Origin of the sequence: Nostoc sp. NMS4 (genome assembly GCF_017115095.1) — a bacterium.
In the GTDB taxonomy this organism is placed as follows: Bacteria; Cyanobacteriota; Cyanobacteriia; order Cyanobacteriales; family Nostocaceae; genus Nostoc.
Genome location: NZ_JABXKI010000197.1, coordinates 4768 through 21634, shown reverse-complemented (window position 1 = coordinate 21634; position 16867 = coordinate 4768). Strand labels below are relative to the sequence as shown.

The window sequence follows — 16867 nt, the reverse complement described above, 5'->3', positions numbered from 1 at the left end:
TGCTGATGGTACTGGCATCGCTTTTGATTCTTCTACTTGTTTTAAATTACCTAATAGTGCAGATCGTTCACCTGATGCTTCTTGGATAAAGTTAGAACGATGGGATGCTTTAACTGAAGAAGAAAAACAAAAGTTTCCACCCATTTGTCCTGATTTTGTAATTGAGTTACTTTCGCCAAGTGATAGTTTGAAAGTTGCTCAGGAAAAGATGAGGGAATACATAGATAATGGTGTGCGTTTGGGTTGGTTAATTAATCGGAAATCGCGGCAAGTGGAGATTTATCGACAAGGACAAGAGGTTGAGGTGTTGGAATCGCCTGTTACCTTGTCAGGGGAAGATATTTTACAGGGGTTTAAAATAAGCCTTGAGGCGATTTGGTAACTGAATAACAAAACACAAAAGTCATGATAAATTTAGACGCAGTAGTACCTTGAAGATTATCATTAACTCCTATGTTAATATGATATTGATCGGCTAGATAATGCTAAATAAGGTTAACCCAATTATTAAGTAAGAAGTATTAATTATGGATAATTGGCAAGATATTACTGATGATAGATTAGTAAGACCAATACATCCTGGCGAAGTAATTGCAGATATTTTAGATGATTTAGATATTAATACCGCAAATTTTGCAGAAATTTTAGGAGTATCTAATCAAACAATTCAGGAAGTTATTAATGGTCAAAGCTCAATTACAGTAGATATAGCAATACGTCTTGGTAAAGCTTTAGGAAATGTGCCAAGACTTTGGCTCAATCTTCAGCAAAAAGTTGATCTTTGGGATGCTTTGCAAAGCCATAAAGAAGAATATGAGCAAGTTATGACATTGGTTTAGAAGAAATTGTGAAGAATTATTTTTTTAATAATTGAAATTTACGGAGATAAAAAACTGTCTCTATTTTAAGCTTCTGAATATTAAGCACTTGAATAAATCATTTACGTAATTATAATTTTGCCATAATTTGAGATAACCATTCTTCTAGTTCATCATAAGTAAAACCATGATGGGATCTAGGAAATTGATCCATATATTCACAGTAGATATGATAGGGATTAGAGTCTATATCAACAGATCAATGAGGTGGATTTAAATCAGGTCTTTTTCCTCCATAAGTCCAACAATAAATAACTGTTGGTAATACCTGGCTTTTAACAAATGCGGGAATTTGTTTACTTTTAGTCATAATTAATCTTGAATCAAATTAAATTAGTTAGTATAATTATACTATAATTTATCACAATAATTACTTGTAACTGACAAACATGATAGACGATAAAGCTATTTCTATTTCCTTATTTACAGGTGCTTTTGGTTTAGATTTGGGTATGGAACAAGCAGGATTTAATACAGTAAGTGTAGTAGAAAAAGACCGTGATGCTGCAAAAACAATTGCTCTTAATAGACCATTCCTTCAAGAAAGCGCTGTTTCTAGAGAAATAGAAAAAGTTAGTTCCCAAGAATTACTTGAGGAAGGGGGAAGAGTTTTAGATTTAGGTAGAGCGTTACGCCCTGGGGAAGTAGACTTAGTAACAGGTGGTCCACCTTGTCAGCCATTTAGTACCGCAGGGAAAAGAGGTTCAGTTATGGACCCTCGCGGTAGTTTATTTATGGACTTTATCCGCATTGTTAAAGAAGTTCAACCCCGTTTTTTCTTGATGGAAAATGTAAGAGGTTTGCTTTCTGCTCCTCTTCGTCATAGGCCAATTAACCAACGGGGAAAAGATTACCCCCCTTTAGAATCTGATGAAATAGCAGGTGCTGCGTTAAAGGTGGTATTAGTAGAAATGGAGGAACTAGGCTATAACGTCATTTATAACCTTTTAGAAGCAGCAGATTACGGCGTTCCGCAAAATAGAGAACGTGTAGTATTTATTGGTTCTAGAGATGGTGAAGCTGCTACATTTCCTTTACCTAAATATTGCAAAGATGGTAAAAGATTACCTAAATGGCGGACTTTACGAGATGCAATAACCGGTTTAGTTGATCCAGAACCGGAGTTTATGAATTATTCAGAAAGTCGTCTGAAATTTTTAAGATTATTACAAGCCGGACAAAACTGGAGACATTTACCAGAAGAATTAAAAAAAGAGGCTATGGGAGGTGCTTATAATTCTGGAGGTGGAAAAGTCGGTTTTTATAGAAGATTATCTTGGGATAAACCTTCGCCAACAATAACAACAAGTCCGCACCAAAAAGCTACAGATATGTGTCATCCTGTAGAATTACGTTCTTTAAGTGTGCGCGAGTCTGCAAAAATTCAAACTTTTCCTGATGATTGGATTTTTTATGGTTCGGTAAGTTCTAAATATAAACAAATTGGTAATGCAGTTCCCATGTTACTTGCAAAGGAAATTGGTAGTTATCTTTTTAATTTTATTCAAGGAAATAAACCGAAAGGTAAAGAGGTATCTGAACAATTCTCGCTTTTTTCCCTATAGAATTTAGAATTATATATTTTGTATTTAGCTTGTAGCCAATTCAGCAAAATTATTATCAATTCTCTGCAACATATTTCTTACATGGTTTTCAACAAGGTCATAATCTATATAAATTTCATCCCAAAATTTTTTGCCAGCTATACGAGGTATTTTATTGTCGTTAAAAGTCCAATCCCCTAAATTAAAAGCAGATATAAATAATGGATTATCATAAATACCTAATTATTTTTTAGCTCTATTCGTTTGGGAACCAGTCAACGTCCCTTTTAGAGTTTTCAATTGTGCAAACTTAATTGTTTCTTCTGCTAGTATAATAATGTCTATTCCTTTTATTTTAATTCCAAATTCAAATTCAGGTATAATTACATAAGAACTAATATTAGCTATTTCCTCCCAGAGTACTCCCATTTTTGTGCTAAGGCTTCTTGTCACTGAGTTGCTAGTAACTAGCAATTTTGCTCCACAGAGTTCAAAAAGATTTCGCGGGTTAGGATGATGCTCAAGTATTGCACTTTTCTTTTGAAAATCCGCTTTTAGCCATTCAATAAAATTATCTGCGAATTTCTCAGTTTTACTCCTAATTAACTCAGATTGTATATCTAATTCTAGAATGGATGAATTCTGGTTATCTTGTGCAATTTGATATTGAAAATAAGCAGGTGCTATTGAAGAGATAATTTTTCCATATTTGTATGCTGTATGCAAATCTTCATCTGCAATATGAGTTACATCAATTAATAAAGCATGATTCAAAATTAGTTCTTTACGTTCTTGGATAGAAAGAGGTAATAGAGTTTCAGCCACTAACTCAGTAGGTATAAAAGTTATGTTTAACTCATTGGGCTTTCTTAGTGTTCCCAAGATTATCCACTAGACTGCAAAATCTAGTGAAATTTTATTTGCTGCTTGCTGTAAATTGGTGTGTTAGCGTAGCTTACCATAGGTATAACGACAAGCCGCTACGCGTCTACGCCTTATTTTTGAGGTTTTCTGTAAAGCGATCGCACCTCTCTTCCATAACAGGCGATCGCTTTATTTTTGAGGTTTTATATAAGGCGATCTCGCTTACTCTTGCATACAGGCGATCGCTTTGTTTTTGAGGATTTCTGCAAGGCGATCGCTTACAATGCAATCATACAATCAGCGATCGCTCTATTGGGTATCAAAGCAGATGCAGCGTTTGATTTGATGGGCAAAATCTTGTCCGCTATATTTAAGGTGTACCAGTTACTTCCTGACTCCAAGTTAATCAGCATGGATATCACAGCTACTTTGAACGAAATCGCAACTCTCAGTGTTGAAGATAGAATCCGTATTGTGCAGGCAATTTGGGATACCATCGCGGTGGAGCAAGTTTACCCTGATTTAACCGATGCACAAAAGCAAGAGCTTGATCGTCGAACTTCTGACTATAATTCAAATCCAGATAATGTGCTGACTTGGGAGGAAATCAAAGCGTCAATTAAAGGGCAGCAATGAATTATGTCCTAGTGTTTCGTCCAGAAGTTCAAGAAGAACTCAATGAAGCACACAGTTGATATATTCTTTACCGCGATATTTTACAACTAGCCAGTAAAAACTATAAAATTTATCTAGCAATCAGAGATACAGTATTTGATACTTTCTTTCAAAGAAAATCTATTCAAGCAGTGGTTAAACTTCAGCAAATTGAATTTATTGTTTTTAACAATGAAAGAGAGGAAATTACTTTATGGATAAATTAATAGGATATCGAGAGTTAATTAAACAGGTGCTAACTGAATATGATAATTTATCTCGTCAATCACCTGATACAATTACTGAAAATTGTTTAGTGTTTGATGAAAATCACGACCATTTTCTCTGGTTAACTGTAGATTGGCAAGGTAGCAAAAGACTTAAGTATACTCATGTTCATATTCGGATTAAAAATGAGAAAATTTTCATAGAAGAAGACTGGACAGAAGAAGGAATAGCGACTGAATTAATGAAATTAGGTGTAAGTAGCAGCGATATTGTGTTAGCTTTTCAGCCTCCAGATGTGAGAAAATTTACAGAATTTGCAACAGCCTAATAAATTATTATTCTATCGGAGCGATACCTACGGTGAGCTTCGCTAACGCACTCACTCTTGCATAACAGGCGATCGCATTATTTTTGAGGTTTTCTGCAAAGCGATACCTACGGTAAGCTACGCTAACGCACTCTCTCTTCCACAACAGCGATCGCTTTATTTTTGAGATTTTCTGTAAGACGTAGGCGTAGCCCGTCGTAGACATCGCACTCACTCTTGCATAACAGGCGATCGCATTATTTTTGAGGTTTTCTGCAAGGCGATCGCTCTTTACAATGAGCCCCACAAAAGGTTTTCGTCCACTACTCTGAGGCTAAGGATTTAGGGCTGATCTCAAACTGAATAAGGAAGCACATTCACGCTTGCTCCAGTATCCAACAGACCGGATGTTATCACAGAACTTTGCTTAACCACTGGATTTTTACCTTTCCATTTCATAGTCTTAGCAAAGTTGAAAGCCGTTTCTACTTCATCTAAAATGCTGCCATTCCAATGATTTTCCAATACTGCCCATGTTCTCTCTATGGGGTTATATTTACTATGGTATGGAGGATAATACGCTAAACGTATGTTTAGTGAGTGCTTGTGGGCAAACTCTACTATACGCTTCATAAACTGGGTGCGGCGAGAACTATTCTCGCCGCCATTATCTTGATTGAGAACTAGTGTTTCAACCTGAGAAAAACGATGTCTCTCTCCCAACCAGAAGTCCTCTAAAACATCAACTATAAAATCACTTGTGACTTTTGACTCTGTAAAGTATAAGAACAATTCGTCAAACTTTGGCATGAATATACCATAAGGAGTTACGGTAGTTTTTGGTTGAAAATCATGGTCAAAAGTTTCGGTTTTAACTCTGTTTCTACCGCCTCGGTCAAATGTACCAATGTTGACAGTTTGGCTTTCTTGATCCACTATATTTTTTATATCTTCTAAAAGAGTAATCAGATGTTCCTCTGCTTTCTTGCGTCCTTTACCGGAGTAATTATCAACACAAGTAATGCCACTTGTTAGTTCTTTAATTCCTTTACGAATTGTGTCTCGATTCCATGCCAACTCTCGTTGTGCTAACCTTTGTCCCCCAAAACCTAATTTCACGACTGTTTGCTTCTATATTAAATTTTATGGGAATATTCAATGGTAGAGTAGCATTTACACTTTGTCCGTCAGGCTGATTATTATTACGCTATGCAAAAAGGTGGTATTGTCGCCTCCGGTTCCACAAGCGAACTCAGCCAAGATGTGATTCAGCACTTTTTAGCTGTTTAATTTTGGATATTTCTATATCAACATTGTCAGAAGCAATTAAATCTGCTGCTTCTTGTAAAAGTTCATGTTGTTCTTTCTGAATTGCTTCTAAACGGCTAGAAATTTCTGCTAATCGTTGTTGCTTACTTGCTTGAAAATTGTCAGGTAGTAAAGCTGGTAAATTATCGGTTGTTTTAGTAGCTTTAATTCGTTGAACAGCAAAACTGCCAACTTTAGTTAAAGATAGAAAACTAACTTGAATCAAAGCCTGAAGTAATTTTAATGGAACTTTGAGTATTGACCAACTAGCTGTTTCAATCAAGCGGACAATTGCTTTGATGATGCTCCAAAATAGAGCAAGTACAAACAGCAAAATTACCACACTAATAATTGGGTGATTAGCCCCCCAACCTAGTATTTGAACCAGCCGAAAAAATATCGGGTGTTGTGTCAGCCAATCACTTGCAGAAGATGCGATACCTTCGGTGGGCTTTGCCAACGCACCTTTTACCGCTCCCGATGTTGTACTCTTAAACTGCTCGGCTGTTTGCCAAGTTTGTTCTAAACTTGTCGTAACTGTATCAATTGCTCTATTAGTTGTTGTATTTAAAGACTCCCCAGCTTGTTGTGCTGAGTTGCTGAAAGAGTTAACACTTCCGCCGACAAAATCTTTCACATTTTGCAAGCGTTGTAAAACTCCATTAGGTAAATGTGCGTCTATTTGAGATACCATGTCAATATTAATATAATAATTTCGTCATTATTTATATTAAGTTACAAACGCATTGCAACGCTTGCTTAAGTAGGATTTGATATTCTTTATCTCCAACCCGATAAGCACCAAATCTTTGCAAATGGGGATTCATCATTTGGGCATCAAAAAACACAAATTGCCTCTGACGCAATCTTTCCACCAACTTTACCATCGCCACCTTTGAGCCTTCCGGGATGCGGTAAAACATCGACTCGCCAATAAAAGCCCCACCAATAACAATCCCTAAAATTCCCCCAGCTAGTTCGTCCCCTTGCCAAGTTTCAAAACTATAAGCATAACCCTTCTGGTAAAGTAGCGAATAAATCTTTTTTAATTCCGGTGAAATCCAGGTTGTTTCTCTGTCAGCACAGCCAGCCACGACAGCGTGAAAGTCTCGATTAATCGCCACAGAAAACCGCTCTTGATTAATGACGCGCTGCAAAGACTTAGGATAGCGAAACCGCTCATCCAAAGGAATAAAAGTTCGATCGCGACTTCCGTACCAACTCAAGCGATCGCTATCATCAGCCATGAGAAAATAGCCTTGTGCATAGCCCTCAACAATAGCGGCGATATCATATTGCATAAATAAATATAAAAAAACACAAGAGAAACGCAACTTGATGCTAACAATCAACCTCAGCGTTCCTCTGCGTTTCCCTCCGCGTCCCTTTGCGTTAAAAAAAATGACTCAACCAATTCCACCCATCACCCTACCACCGCCTGAAAATCCCCTACTCGAAGGTGAATGGTTACGAGAACGCTTACAACGGTGGCTAGATACAGAATTTATCCCCGAAGCCGTAAACCAAAACATTGCCCAACGAGCCGCACAGATTTTTGTGCGTCAACGGATGGAAGGAGAAAATGACCTTGGCTCTCTGGTAATTGCCATTGTCACAGAGATGCAATCCTACGACTTTTCCAATAGCTTCTATGGAGAGTTTGCGATCGCTAACGCCGTCAGCGATCTACTCTTAGAAAGTCTGGGAATTGATAAATGTTGTGGTCAATAATATTTTGTCATTTGTTATTTACCAATGACTAATGACTCTTGACTACCAACTAGACTTAACAACTCCAGGCAAAAGACCTTCATGCGCCCATTCTCGCAGTACGTTCCGAGACAATCCAAAATCGCGGTAAACACCTCTAGAACGGCCAGTCAGCCAGCAACGGTTGCGGTGGCGAGTGGGCGCACTATTCCGGGGTAGCTGTTGAATCTTCCGGTGGATTTCCAGTTTATCCAGAGGAGATGCTGCACTTCTGAACTCTTCTAAAAGAGCTTCGCGCTTGTCAGCATACTTTTCTATCAACCTGGTGCGCTTTTTCTCGCGCTCAATCAAGCTCTTTTTTGCCATATATTCTCTAAACTTATTTTAAGACACCGTTTTCCATTCTACAGTCTCTCTATCAATTCTGGGGTTACTTGTGTCGCTTATCCTACAACCACTGGCTTATTTACAGCAGGACATAAATCGGCAAGTTCACAAGCAACGCAGACGGGAGAGCGGGCTTTACAAATAGCACGACCGTGATAAATCAGCCGAATTGACCAATTTTCCCAATCAGGCTGAGGCAATAAACCCATTAAATCTTGCTCAATCCGAACGGGGTCTTTTGCTTCAGTTAAACCCAAACGTTGACTGAGGCGCTTGACGTGAGTATCTACTGTCACGCCAGCATTAATCCCATAAGCATGAGCTAAAACTACATTTGCAGTTTTGCGCGCCACCCCTGGAAGCTTTAATAATTGCTCCATTTGGTTGGGAACAACAGAGTTAAACTCACTCACAATCATTCGACAGGCGGCTTGAATGTTCTTGGCTTTGTTGCGATAAAATCCGGTTGAACGTACCAAACTTTCTAATTCTACCAAGTCAGCGATCGCTAAACTCTCAGCATCAGGAAATTTACCAAATAAAGCTGGTGTTACCTTATTTACCCGCTCATCAGTACACTGAGCCGAGAGAATGGTTGCCACCAACAATTGTACTGGTGTTGAGTAGTTCAAAGAGCAAGTAGCATCTGGATAAAGACGCTTCAGACGAGTTAAAATTTCTAGCGATCGCTGCTTTTTAGATAACGATTTGCGGGTAATGGTCACTGGAATAATTTTTGTACCCACTCCAATTGGCTAGTTAATTGGGTAGTTTCTTTGACGATCAGAAAAAGTCCTAAACCTAAGAGTAACACCAAACCGGTTTGCATTACACCTTCTTGAATCCAGGCGGGTACAGGCTTACCGCGCAAACCTTCAATCAGCAGAAAAGCGAGTTGTCCGCCATCCAAAGCGGGTAAAGGCAAAATGTTGATAATAGCCAAGTTAATGCTGATAATTGCCGCAAAAGACAACAAGTTGGCACTATTGTCCTCAGCTAATTTTGCACCTATTTTGACAATATTAACTGGCCCAGAAACTTGTCCAGCAGTTTGTTGAAAGTTGGTAATTAACTGGCCAAAACCACTGAGTGTCCCCACAAATAATTGTTGAAACCGATTAGCTGCAATGCCAAAAATTTCAAAAGGACTATTAGGACGGCGATAAATTGCTGTAGCATTTGGACTGAGTGCCACACCAACTACACCTTTCCCATCGGCTCCTAGTTTTGGTATTAATTTCAGGGTTTGTTGTTGTTTCTCACGCAGAATTTTAAGTTCGATTTGCTGATTGGGATGAGTTTGAATTTCTTTTGTCAGCAAAGGAGTTGATTTATCAGAAGCTGGGAGTTCTTGACCGTTAACAGCCAGAATAATATCTCCTTCCCGAATTCCTGCTTGATAGGCAATAGATTCTTGATTAACAGGCTGTACAATGACACCAGCTTGATAGGTTAATTCCTTGGGAATGCCGACAATACCCAATTGCAGAACCAACACCAAGTAGGCAAATATTAAATTAGCGATCACTCCAGCACTGATAACGATCGCTCGGTCTAAAACTGGACGGTTACGCAGTAGATTTGGGTCATTGGGTGGAACATCGCTATCGGGGTCATCATCGGGAAAGCCCACAAAGCCGCCCAAGGGAAAGGCGCGGATAGCATATTCGGTTTGTGAACCTTGGTACTTAAGAAGAACTGGGCCAAAACCCAAAGAAAAGCGGTTAACGAGAATACCTTGAGAACGGGCTGCAACAAAATGTCCCAACTCGTGTACCAAGATCAAAACAGCCAAGACTGCGATCGCTGCTAAAACTGACATAGACTAAATTAGTGAAGATATTAAGATACGGTTATCTCCATTCTAATTGGGCATTGGGCATTGGGCATGGGGCATGGGGCATTGGGCAAAACAGTTGCAAAAAAAATTGTAGGTTGGGTGAAGGCTTTGCGTAACCCAACATCCCGATATGTGTTGGGTTGCGCTCCGCTCCACCCAACCTACATCTAATGCACTTCGCGTCTTCTCTACTATTGGTCAAATGACAAATGACAAATTACAAATTACAAAACTTCACGCCCTAAATAACGTTGCAACACTTCTGGTATCCTCACCGTTCCATCAGATTGCTGATAATTCTCCAAAATTGCTGCCATCGTCCGTCCCACCGCCAAACCCGAACCATTCAGAGTATGTACAAACTGGGTACCTTTCTTTCCCGCCTCTTTGAAGCGAATATCAGCCCGTCGCGCCTGGAAATCTATAGTATTAGAACAGCTAGAAATTTCGCGGTATTTGCCAGAAGAGGGCAACCAAACCTCTAAATCATAAGTTTTGGTAGAGGCAAATCCCAAATCTCCAGTACTTAAATTTACGACTCGGTAAGGCAACTGCAACGCCTGTAAAATTGCTTCTGCATTCCCCACCAATTTTTCCAGTTCATCAAAAGACGTACTGGGTTCGACAAACTTCACCATTTCCACCTTGTTAAACTGATGCAGGCGAATTAATCCCCGCATATCGCGCCCATAACTACCAGCTTCGCGGCGAAAACAGGGAGTAAAAGCACAGTGGTAAATAGGCAAATCTTCAGCCGCGAGAATTTCACCCCGGTAGAGATTTGTAACTGGAACCTCCGCCGTCGGAATCAGCCATAAGTCATCATCCGCGCATTTAAAGCTTTCTTCCGCAAACTTGGGTAACTGACCAGTCGCTGTCAAAGACTCGGTATTAACTAACAGAGGCGGACTAACTTCCACATACCCAGCTTGAGTATGGAGACTCAGCATAAATTGAATTAATGCCCTCTCCAATGCCGCACCAGCGCCCATCAATGTCACAAAACGACTTTGGGCAACTTTCACAGCTCGTTCAACATTGAGAATACCCAGCTTTTCGCCAATTTCCCAGTGAGGGAGAATATTCGGATTTTGGGGAATGTACTCATCACCCCAACGCCGCACTTCTACGTTATCTTCCTCATTCTTTCCCAGGGGTGTAGAGTCGCTTGGCAAGTTCGGAAGTGCCAATACAAGTTGAGCAATTTCAGCTTTGAGGTCTTTTTCTTGGGGTTCGAGTTGACTCAACGTCGCTTTTACAGAGTTACCTTCATCCCGCAAAGCTTGAATTTCTGGGTCTTGAGGATTGATCCCAGATTTAATCTTCTGCCCGACAATTTTACCAATTTCGTTGCTACGGGCTTGGAGTTGACTGCGCGTCCCCTCAATTTCCCGTTGTTGCCGATCTAACAGTAATATCGGTTCGATATCGTATTTACCACTACGACTATTCAATCGTTCTTGAACTAATTGCGGATTTTCCCGTATTTGCTTGATATCCAGCACAGATTTTTCTCAGTTTTTAGCCTATTATCTACCTGCCAACACATCAGCATATACTGATTTTGGCTTGCCATGTGCAGAAAAGCAAACATAAAAATTCAAAATTCAAAATTCAGAACATATTTGAATTATTCGCCATACACTTCTGAAAAGTAGGGGAATACACAATAAAATAAGTCAAAAGAAGGATTGATTTTTGGCTGATCTTTTGTTTAAAACTCGCATTTCTAAGGTCGGTTAATGCGATTGAGTAACCAAAGTGACGCGACAAGCCCTGCAAAGTGGGCTGAGACGGTATTAGTGTTTGCCTGTACTACAAGCATATCTAGACCGCTAATAATCCGGGTCGGGTCAAAAAATTGGGTAGTTATCGCTTGCGGAGATATGGATCTTGCTACCAGTGTTCCAACGATCGCTTGCGCCCCCAAAAGAGTCACTAGCGCTCCTCCTAAATTCACCCACACCCCTAAGCGTAAGACTTGCACAGTCTCGCTTTTACGAGGGCGGTTGGTGGGATTGGAAGATTCCAATTGCTTGCTAATCCTAGTGTATCGGTAAGCTAAATAAATCCCCCCACCCAAAACAACCAGTCCACAAATTGCTAAAAATACACCAAAGCCAGTCCCAGGATTATTACTAGGACTGCCAGTTCTTTGATTAAAGACGGCGAACAATAGCACAATTATGCTAGAAACAACGCCTAGTACTAGCTGAATCCAGAAGCTAATCCAACCTGTAAGGCGAAAAGTTTGGGCAATTGCCCTAAGAGTTGAGGAAGATGATGGGGCATCAGGAGTTTGTGACATAGCGATCGCCAATGTGCTGGGTGCTTGATTAAGGGACGCGAGGACGAGAGCGCCTTCTTTGATAAATTTACTATCACACTTGCCAAATAAGACAAGAAATTCTGCGATCGAGGAAATCCGAAATAGTTACTGCTTAAGTGTGTCTACCGACGTAGTAGCTTGATCCCAGATATAGCTCTTAGCTTAAGATTTTAGAATTTACATTGGGAAAATCACTGTAAAACAAAGTGTTTATTAATTTTTACAGACAAAATAGCATTTTACCTGTAAAATTTCTTCGATGGCATTTTATTGCTTAAGCAGTTCTAACCAGCTCGGCATTAGTTAACACCAAGATAGTGGCTTACTCACTGTCTGTTCGCTCCTCACCACACCGTATCGAGCTTGAGTGGGGGTACATTATTTTGTGTCCCTAAAACTCGCAAACTCGCCCCACAACTTCAAAGACGTGGGTAATTGTTTGATGTTTACGCAATGGATATCTAGTCTAAGTAGCTTGATTATGTATTACTCACGTAGTAGTAGCACTGTATACTGGCTACAAGGATTGTAGACTTTACCTTAAGGCATTTTTTTAGCCATTCACTAACCATGAAACTTGAGGATATATATCAATTCTTTGAGAATCCTCCGCCAACTTACCTTTGTCAGGAACTAGCAGTTTGTTACATACTGTCTGTTTTATTACAAGGTGAATCCTACGGAACCGAGTTGATCGAGCAATTAGAAACTGAGTATCCCGTCTATCGGCTTTCAGATACCGTACTTTACAGTGCAATCAAATTTCTGGAAGACCAAAGGGCAATTACTGGATATTGGAAGAAACTCGAAGGACGGGGACGACCCAGGCGGATGTACCAAGTTTCTTCAGAATGGCAAGTTCAAGCTCAGGATTTAGCTTTTCTTTGGCAAAACTACATCAACAGGAGGACAAAGTAATACCATTTTAGATTTTAGATTTTGGACTTCGGATTTTGGATTTTGGAAGAGTCCCTGATAATTGCTTTTTGGCGCTCCATTTGTCGCAATCATTGTTCAAATTGGTATAACGAATAATTGATAATGAATAAGTCTCCTCCCAGTCAAACACTAACAATTAGTTATGGATACTGCTATTCTGCCATCTACGTTCCTGCTAACCTTGTTGTTATCAGTTGGACTATTTTTCTTTATTCGTGCCTCGACTAAAGACCGCACAGAAATAGCCCAACTAGTATCCGATCGAGACGAAGCTCTTTTAATGTCTCAATTAAAAGAGTATTTTCGATCGCGGTCTTACCGAGTGACGGCGGTAGACCGAGAAAAAAATCAGGTAACTTTTGAAGGTAATGTTCGCCCCAGCTGGTTCTTAGCTATATTCCTAACTTTACTGGCTGCTACTGGGATTGTTTGTCTATCTCTGGTTGTATCCCTGCTTTTTCCTAGCCTAAGTACGCTTGTTCTGGCGATGGTAATACTGTCGCCTTTAAGTGGTTTATTTTATTGGAAAAAATCTGGAAGACTTGAGAAGGTGTCGCTCAAAGTAGAAACAACTCAGAGCGAACAAACCTCCTCAAGTAAGGTAACTGTAGTTGCCCATCGAGATGAACTCAGTGAGTTACAGAGGAATCTACAGCTTAAGCCTGGGAAATAATTGTTGATTTTTGCGACCATCTCTTAACTATGATATGCAGACTTCTGACCTAACCTACTCTCTAGGCAATGGAAATTAGGAAGGAGAAAATCAAGACTGCTGCTTTGTCACTTTTCCCCACCACCCAAGTCGTGGGGAAAAAAATTTAAATTCATTAACTTAAATTCATTGACAGAGCTTACTTAATCATCTGCGGCATAAGAGCGCAACTTCACTCTTCCTTTTAAAGGCGCTTGGCTCTATACCCACTTCCTTCTGCATCATCAAAGTAGTATCAACCCATGCAATCTTGCATGGTTTGAGACAGGTTAACTTTCCAACTACCTGGACTAGATCTACTGGCAAATCAGCTACAAACTAAAAAAAAATTAAATTTTGCATAAACTTAGCAATTTTGCCAGTTAATAATAGTCAGGAGCCACATTCAATGCCCAAGATGACCATCTATGGTTTACCGACTAGCTAAAGCAAGAGGTTCTTGACCTGGTGAAGGTTCTAACACCCTCAAACTAGGAAACAAGAAATGGTTTTCCTCTACGTATTGAGCACCAAACAGTCCCTTTTCTGCCCAGAAATAACGATCTGTAGTGTGTTCATTTCGCTTTACAAGTAGCAATGCCGGTGGCAAAATACCTTCAGCTTGAATGAATCTTCTCGCTGCTGTCACAGGCTTTTCTTCGCCACTTTCGATACTATATTGAGGCACATGCTCCAAAATTCGCCGCCCTTCTTGACGACGACGACTCTTCCTTTTGCGTCTCCTTGCCAATCTATTGTCCTCCTCTTTCAAGCTATAGATTGTAGTGATAGCTACAAAATCCGTCGTCATTATATAGGTTCTAGTTCAGAATATCAATAGTTTTTAACCCTTTAATATAAGAAAGTTAATATATTTGAAACATAGAGAAAAAAAATCAACTAAGAATATAATCCCTTAGTAGAAACCATCTCTAAGAAAATTTTAGTTAAGCTTTATTAAAAGAGTGAGGTAAAAATTAAGTATCCTCTCTTACATCATGCCTCAAAATCTATAATCTTGAGCAAAAGCTAAAAAATGTTAATGTCTGCCAGTTCCGATTTTCTTGCTTTGTGTCGAGAGCAAATAGCGCTACTAACCCAAGGGCTGGGAGCAACTTTAAGTATTGTGTACCTAACACAAGAATTGGTAGATACTCCTTCGGGTGATGCCAAACTGATTCCTGTGGTGATTTATCCAGAAACAGCACTATTGCCGCCAGGAGAGGAAACTATTGAAGCGACGGCATACAAGCAACTTCAAGTAGGAAATGCGTTTATATTACCCAATCATCAGGGAAGGTTATTGACAGCAGGTTTAGAATCTCCAACTTCGTCACAGGAGTCTGAGAAACCAGATGCCTCTCAACCCGATTTTAAAGAGGAATACCTACTTAGTGGGAACCAAATTGTTTTACCTCTGATTTATGAAGGTGTGATGATGGGGTTACTGGTGACACGCAGGAAAGATCGGGCATGGAACGAACACGAGCAAAGTCAGATTCAACGGATAGCGCAAACATTAGCGATCGCTTGTATTTTAGATCAGCGACGAGCCTGGTTTGAGCAACAGCTGCGCGAGCAACAAATTCTCCAAGAAAAACAGCGAGATTTGCTGGATAATCTGTTGCATCAGTTTCGTAACCCATTAACGGCGTTGCGGACTTTTGGTAAACTGCTATTGAAGCGACTACGACCAGCAGACGCTAACCGAGATGTGGCAAGTAGTATTGTCCGAGAAAGCGATCGCCTCCAAGAATTACTGCAACAATTTGAGCAAGTAATTGACTTGACAGAGGCAGATTTAGCACCACTACATCTAGCGGAAGATGAAGTATTTGTAGAAGCAACTATCCAAAAATCCGCTAAACCGTTGTTATTATTGCCGGGAACGGGAGATAAAGCGGTTGACTGCTCGTTAACAGATATATTAGAACCATTATTAATATCAGCCGAAGCGATCGCCCAAGAGCGAAAGCTAAAACTAATAACTGAAATTCAACAGAATTCATCCCTAGTACGTGCCAACGTCAAAGCATTACGAGAGGTATTGACTAATATTATTGATAATGCTTTGAAATATACTCCGACTGGTGGCAAAATTGTGATTCAGGCGGGGCAAGAAAAAGCTAATTTTCAGGGAATAGTTATTAGTGATAACGGACCAGGCATTCCACCCGAAGATTTAGAACATCTTGGAGAACGGCATTATCGGGGTGTAAAAGCGCAAACAGAAATCCCCGGTACAGGTTTAGGATTAGCGATCGCTAAACAATTAATAGAGCAAATGCAGGGTGAAATCGAAGTTTTCAGCCCTGCAATCAACTCTAAATTAACGTCACCCGATGCGCCGGGAACTACTTTTATTATTTGGTTGCCGGAAGTTCAAAATTAGTCATTTGTCCTTTGTAAATACCAATGACCAATGACTAATGACTATCTGAGTGAAACCAACAAGTTTTGATTAATTGTCATTTGTAAATCGGTATTTGGGTCAATGGCGATTAAGTCAACACTCTTTTTACCGAAGAACAGACCAACCAACGCACCGACACCAGCACCACCCAAGACTTCTTCTGTGGCAATGGCGCGATCGCCTGTGACAGCAGATACCGCAGTTGCCGCACCTGCGCCTAATACAGTATCCTTGATAATTGAACTCAGACTAGTACCCTTCTTGACGGTTTCAGTTTTGGTAATCACTTCAGAAGTAGCATTAAGCTGATATTCTTGACCATTGGTCAAAACCAGTTTCTCAGCAACAAATTGAGAACCACCTGTAGCAGGTTTTAGTTGACCAATAACTTGGCTACCAGCAGGAATCACTACAGATCCATCTTGCGTTACCACATTTTGGGATACTGTCAATGTCAAGGGTGATGTTTCATCCTTTGTAACTAGAATTTTTTCTGCCTTGTCATACTTCACAGGAATTGCAGTCCCTTGGGCAATTGTCACTGATGCAGGTGTTGGGGTAGTAGATCCGACAGCCACAACATAAGGCGAGTTAATTGCTGAAACTTGATTAGAACTAACTAATGCTTGGTAGATAAAAGCTGCTACCTGGGCGCGAGTGGCGGTTGCAGTTGGATTCAGGAATTTCACATTTGGATAGTTAACCACAATCTGCTTTTCAGTTGCTGCTGCGATCGGGCTACGGGCATAGCTAGCGATGTTAGAGGCATCGTTGA

General features: G+C 40.0%; 21 protein-coding genes and 2 pseudogenes. 11 read left to right on the top strand and 12 right to left on the bottom strand.

The annotated features are described in order from the left end of the window. From HWQ37_RS16835 to HWQ37_RS16825, 3 genes are all read left to right on the top strand, one after another. Window positions 1-382, top strand: a 382-nt coding sequence (locus tag HWQ37_RS16835) for a Uma2 family endonuclease (RefSeq protein WP_292748840.1), incomplete at its 5' end; no start/stop codon positions are given. Window positions 383-527: 145 nt separating this feature from the next. Further along, complete coding sequence (locus HWQ37_RS16830; protein ID WP_292748838.1) at window positions 528-839, top strand: HigA family addiction module antitoxin; 312 nt, start codon at window positions 528-530, stop codon at window positions 837-839. A 428-nt stretch (window positions 840-1267) separates the two neighbouring features. Continuing rightward, window positions 1268-2443, top strand: coding sequence for a DNA cytosine methyltransferase (locus tag HWQ37_RS16825; RefSeq protein WP_292748836.1), 1176 nt, complete (start codon window positions 1268-1270; stop codon window positions 2441-2443). Window positions 2444-2665: 222 nt separating this feature from the next. Here HWQ37_RS16825 and HWQ37_RS16820 read toward each other — a convergent pair whose 3' ends face one another. Continuing rightward, entirely contained in the window at window positions 2666-3304 is a 639-nt protein-coding gene (locus HWQ37_RS16820; protein ID WP_292748834.1) for a hypothetical protein, read from the bottom strand. 177 nt (window positions 3305-3481) lie between these two features. Here HWQ37_RS16820 and HWQ37_RS16815 point away from each other — a divergent pair, with 177 nt between their 5' ends. From HWQ37_RS16815 to HWQ37_RS16805, 3 genes are all read left to right on the top strand, one after another. After that, complete coding sequence (locus tag HWQ37_RS16815; protein ID WP_292748832.1) at window positions 3482-3922, top strand: addiction module protein; 441 nt, start codon at window positions 3482-3484, stop codon at window positions 3920-3922. Between the two features lie 62 nt (window positions 3923-3984). After that, the gene (locus HWQ37_RS16810) at window positions 3985-4167 is read left to right on the top strand and encodes an element excision factor XisH family protein (protein WP_292748844.1); all 183 of its coding nucleotides are present in this window, start codon (window positions 3985-3987) and stop codon (window positions 4165-4167) included. Next, entirely contained in the window at window positions 4155-4496 is a 342-nt protein-coding gene (locus HWQ37_RS16805) for a XisI protein (protein WP_292748829.1), read from the top strand. The genes HWQ37_RS16810 and HWQ37_RS16805 overlap by 13 nt, the downstream gene beginning before the upstream one ends. A 7-nt stretch (window positions 4497-4503) precedes the next feature. On the opposite strand, the gene HWQ37_RS16800 is transcribed toward HWQ37_RS16805, so the two are convergent. Beyond that, on the bottom strand, window positions 4504-4782 hold the full coding sequence (locus tag HWQ37_RS16800) for a hypothetical protein (protein WP_292748827.1): 279 nt from the start codon (window positions 4780-4782) through the stop codon (window positions 4504-4506). Window positions 4783-4901: 119 nt separating this feature from the next. Continuing rightward, window positions 4902-5603, bottom strand: a pseudogene (locus tag HWQ37_RS16795) (ISAzo13-like element transposase-related protein); the annotation flags it as partial. Window positions 5604-5645: 42 nt separating this feature from the next. Between HWQ37_RS16795 and HWQ37_RS34635 the strand changes: the two are divergent. Continuing rightward, window positions 5646-5765: pseudogene (locus HWQ37_RS34635) on the top strand (ABC transporter ATP-binding protein); the annotation flags it as partial. Here HWQ37_RS34635 and HWQ37_RS16790 read toward each other — a convergent pair. Both HWQ37_RS16790 and aat read right to left on the bottom strand, forming a co-directional pair. Then, on the bottom strand, window positions 5728-6477 hold the full coding sequence (locus tag HWQ37_RS16790) for a hypothetical protein (RefSeq protein WP_292748825.1): 750 nt from the start codon (window positions 6475-6477) through the stop codon (window positions 5728-5730). The pseudogene HWQ37_RS34635 and the gene HWQ37_RS16790 sit on opposite strands and share 38 nt — an antisense overlap. A 31-nt stretch (window positions 6478-6508) precedes the next feature. Beyond that, window positions 6509-7084 carry a leucyl/phenylalanyl-tRNA--protein transferase gene (gene aat, locus HWQ37_RS16785; RefSeq protein ID WP_292748822.1) on the bottom strand — a complete coding sequence of 192 codons (576 nt, stop codon included), beginning with the start codon at window positions 7082-7084 and terminating at the stop codon, window positions 6509-6511. Between the two features lie 100 nt (window positions 7085-7184). On the opposite strand from aat, the gene HWQ37_RS16780 reads away from it, so the two are divergent. Further along, entirely contained in the window at window positions 7185-7514 is a 330-nt protein-coding gene (locus HWQ37_RS16780; protein WP_012410384.1) for a hypothetical protein, read from the top strand. A 42-nt stretch (window positions 7515-7556) separates the two neighbouring features. Here the strand turns inward: HWQ37_RS16780 and rpsN are convergent, their stop codons facing one another. The 5 genes from rpsN to HWQ37_RS16755 all read right to left on the bottom strand — a co-directional run bounded on the left by rpsN (window position 7557) and on the right by HWQ37_RS16755 (window position 12028). Next, window positions 7557-7859, bottom strand: coding sequence for a 30S ribosomal protein S14 (gene rpsN / locus HWQ37_RS16775; RefSeq protein WP_292724399.1), 303 nt, complete (start codon window positions 7857-7859; stop codon window positions 7557-7559). Between the two features lie 77 nt (window positions 7860-7936). Beyond that, window positions 7937-8626 (bottom strand): endonuclease III, encoded by a 690-nt coding sequence (nth, locus tag HWQ37_RS16770; RefSeq protein ID WP_292748820.1) that lies wholly within the window; start codon window positions 8624-8626, stop codon window positions 7937-7939. Next, entirely contained in the window at window positions 8602-9702 is a 1101-nt protein-coding gene (rseP, locus tag HWQ37_RS16765; protein WP_292748818.1) for an RIP metalloprotease RseP, read from the bottom strand. The genes nth and rseP overlap by 25 nt, the downstream gene beginning before the upstream one ends. A 242-nt stretch (window positions 9703-9944) precedes the next feature. Further along, a complete protein-coding gene (serS, locus tag HWQ37_RS16760) occupies window positions 9945-11225 on the bottom strand; it encodes a serine--tRNA ligase (protein WP_292748815.1) in 1281 nt (426 codons plus the stop codon). 224 nt (window positions 11226-11449) lie between these two features. After that, a complete protein-coding gene (locus HWQ37_RS16755) occupies window positions 11450-12028 on the bottom strand; it encodes a DUF3611 family protein (protein WP_292748812.1) in 579 nt (192 codons plus the stop codon). 591 nt (window positions 12029-12619) lie between these two features. Between HWQ37_RS16755 and HWQ37_RS16750 the strand changes: the two genes are divergently transcribed. Further along, window positions 12620-12967, top strand: a complete 348-nt coding sequence (locus tag HWQ37_RS16750; protein WP_292748809.1) for a PadR family transcriptional regulator — start codon at window positions 12620-12622, stop codon at window positions 12965-12967. 163 nt (window positions 12968-13130) lie between these two features. Continuing rightward, window positions 13131-13661: a cofactor assembly of complex C subunit B gene (locus HWQ37_RS16745; protein ID WP_292748806.1), complete on the top strand. Its 531-nt coding sequence runs from the start codon at window positions 13131-13133 to the stop codon at window positions 13659-13661. Between the two features lie 451 nt (window positions 13662-14112). Here the strand turns inward: HWQ37_RS16745 and HWQ37_RS16740 are convergent, their stop codons facing one another. Next, a complete protein-coding gene (locus tag HWQ37_RS16740; RefSeq protein WP_041566316.1) occupies window positions 14113-14430 on the bottom strand; it encodes a DUF3155 domain-containing protein in 318 nt (105 codons plus the stop codon). A 285-nt stretch (window positions 14431-14715) separates the two neighbouring features. Here HWQ37_RS16740 and HWQ37_RS16735 point away from each other — a divergent pair, with 285 nt between their 5' ends. Beyond that, entirely contained in the window at window positions 14716-16071 is a 1356-nt protein-coding gene (locus HWQ37_RS16735) for a GAF domain-containing sensor histidine kinase (RefSeq protein WP_292748803.1), read from the top strand. A gap of 41 nt (window positions 16072-16112) precedes the next feature. Here the strand turns inward: HWQ37_RS16735 and HWQ37_RS16730 are convergent. Continuing rightward, the coding region (locus HWQ37_RS16730; RefSeq protein WP_292748799.1) for an S-layer homology domain-containing protein at window positions 16113-16867 on the bottom strand (755 nt) is incomplete at its 5' end.

Excerpts from the sequence above, each read along its gene's own strand:
- HWQ37_RS16745 (WP_292748806.1), top strand. The coding sequence starts at position 13,131 with ATGGATACTGCTATTCTGCCATCTACGTTCCTGCTAACCTTGTTGTTA.
- HWQ37_RS16830 (WP_292748838.1), top strand. The coding sequence starts at position 528 with ATGGATAATTGGCAAGATATTACTGATGATAGATTAGTAAGACCAATA.
- HWQ37_RS16825 (WP_292748836.1), top strand. The coding sequence starts at position 1,268 with ATGATAGACGATAAAGCTATTTCTATTTCCTTATTTACAGGTGCTTTT.
- rseP (WP_292748818.1), bottom strand. The coding sequence starts at position 9,702 with ATGTCAGTTTTAGCAGCGATCGCAGTCTTGGCTGTTTTGATCTTGGTA.
- rpsN (WP_292724399.1), bottom strand. The coding sequence starts at position 7,859 with ATGGCAAAAAAGAGCTTGATTGAGCGCGAGAAAAAGCGCACCAGGTTG.
- aat (WP_292748822.1), bottom strand. The coding sequence starts at position 7,084 with ATGCAATATGATATCGCCGCTATTGTTGAGGGCTATGCACAAGGCTAT.
- HWQ37_RS16750 (WP_292748809.1), top strand. The coding sequence starts at position 12,620 with ATGAAACTTGAGGATATATATCAATTCTTTGAGAATCCTCCGCCAACT.
- HWQ37_RS16780 (WP_012410384.1), top strand. The coding sequence starts at position 7,185 with ATGACTCAACCAATTCCACCCATCACCCTACCACCGCCTGAAAATCCC.
- HWQ37_RS16805 (WP_292748829.1), top strand. The coding sequence starts at position 4,155 with ATGGATAAATTAATAGGATATCGAGAGTTAATTAAACAGGTGCTAACT.
- HWQ37_RS16790 (WP_292748825.1), bottom strand. The coding sequence starts at position 6,477 with ATGGTATCTCAAATAGACGCACATTTACCTAATGGAGTTTTACAACGC.
- HWQ37_RS16755 (WP_292748812.1), bottom strand. The coding sequence starts at position 12,028 with ATGTCACAAACTCCTGATGCCCCATCATCTTCCTCAACTCTTAGGGCA.
- HWQ37_RS16735 (WP_292748803.1), top strand. The coding sequence starts at position 14,716 with ATGTTAATGTCTGCCAGTTCCGATTTTCTTGCTTTGTGTCGAGAGCAA.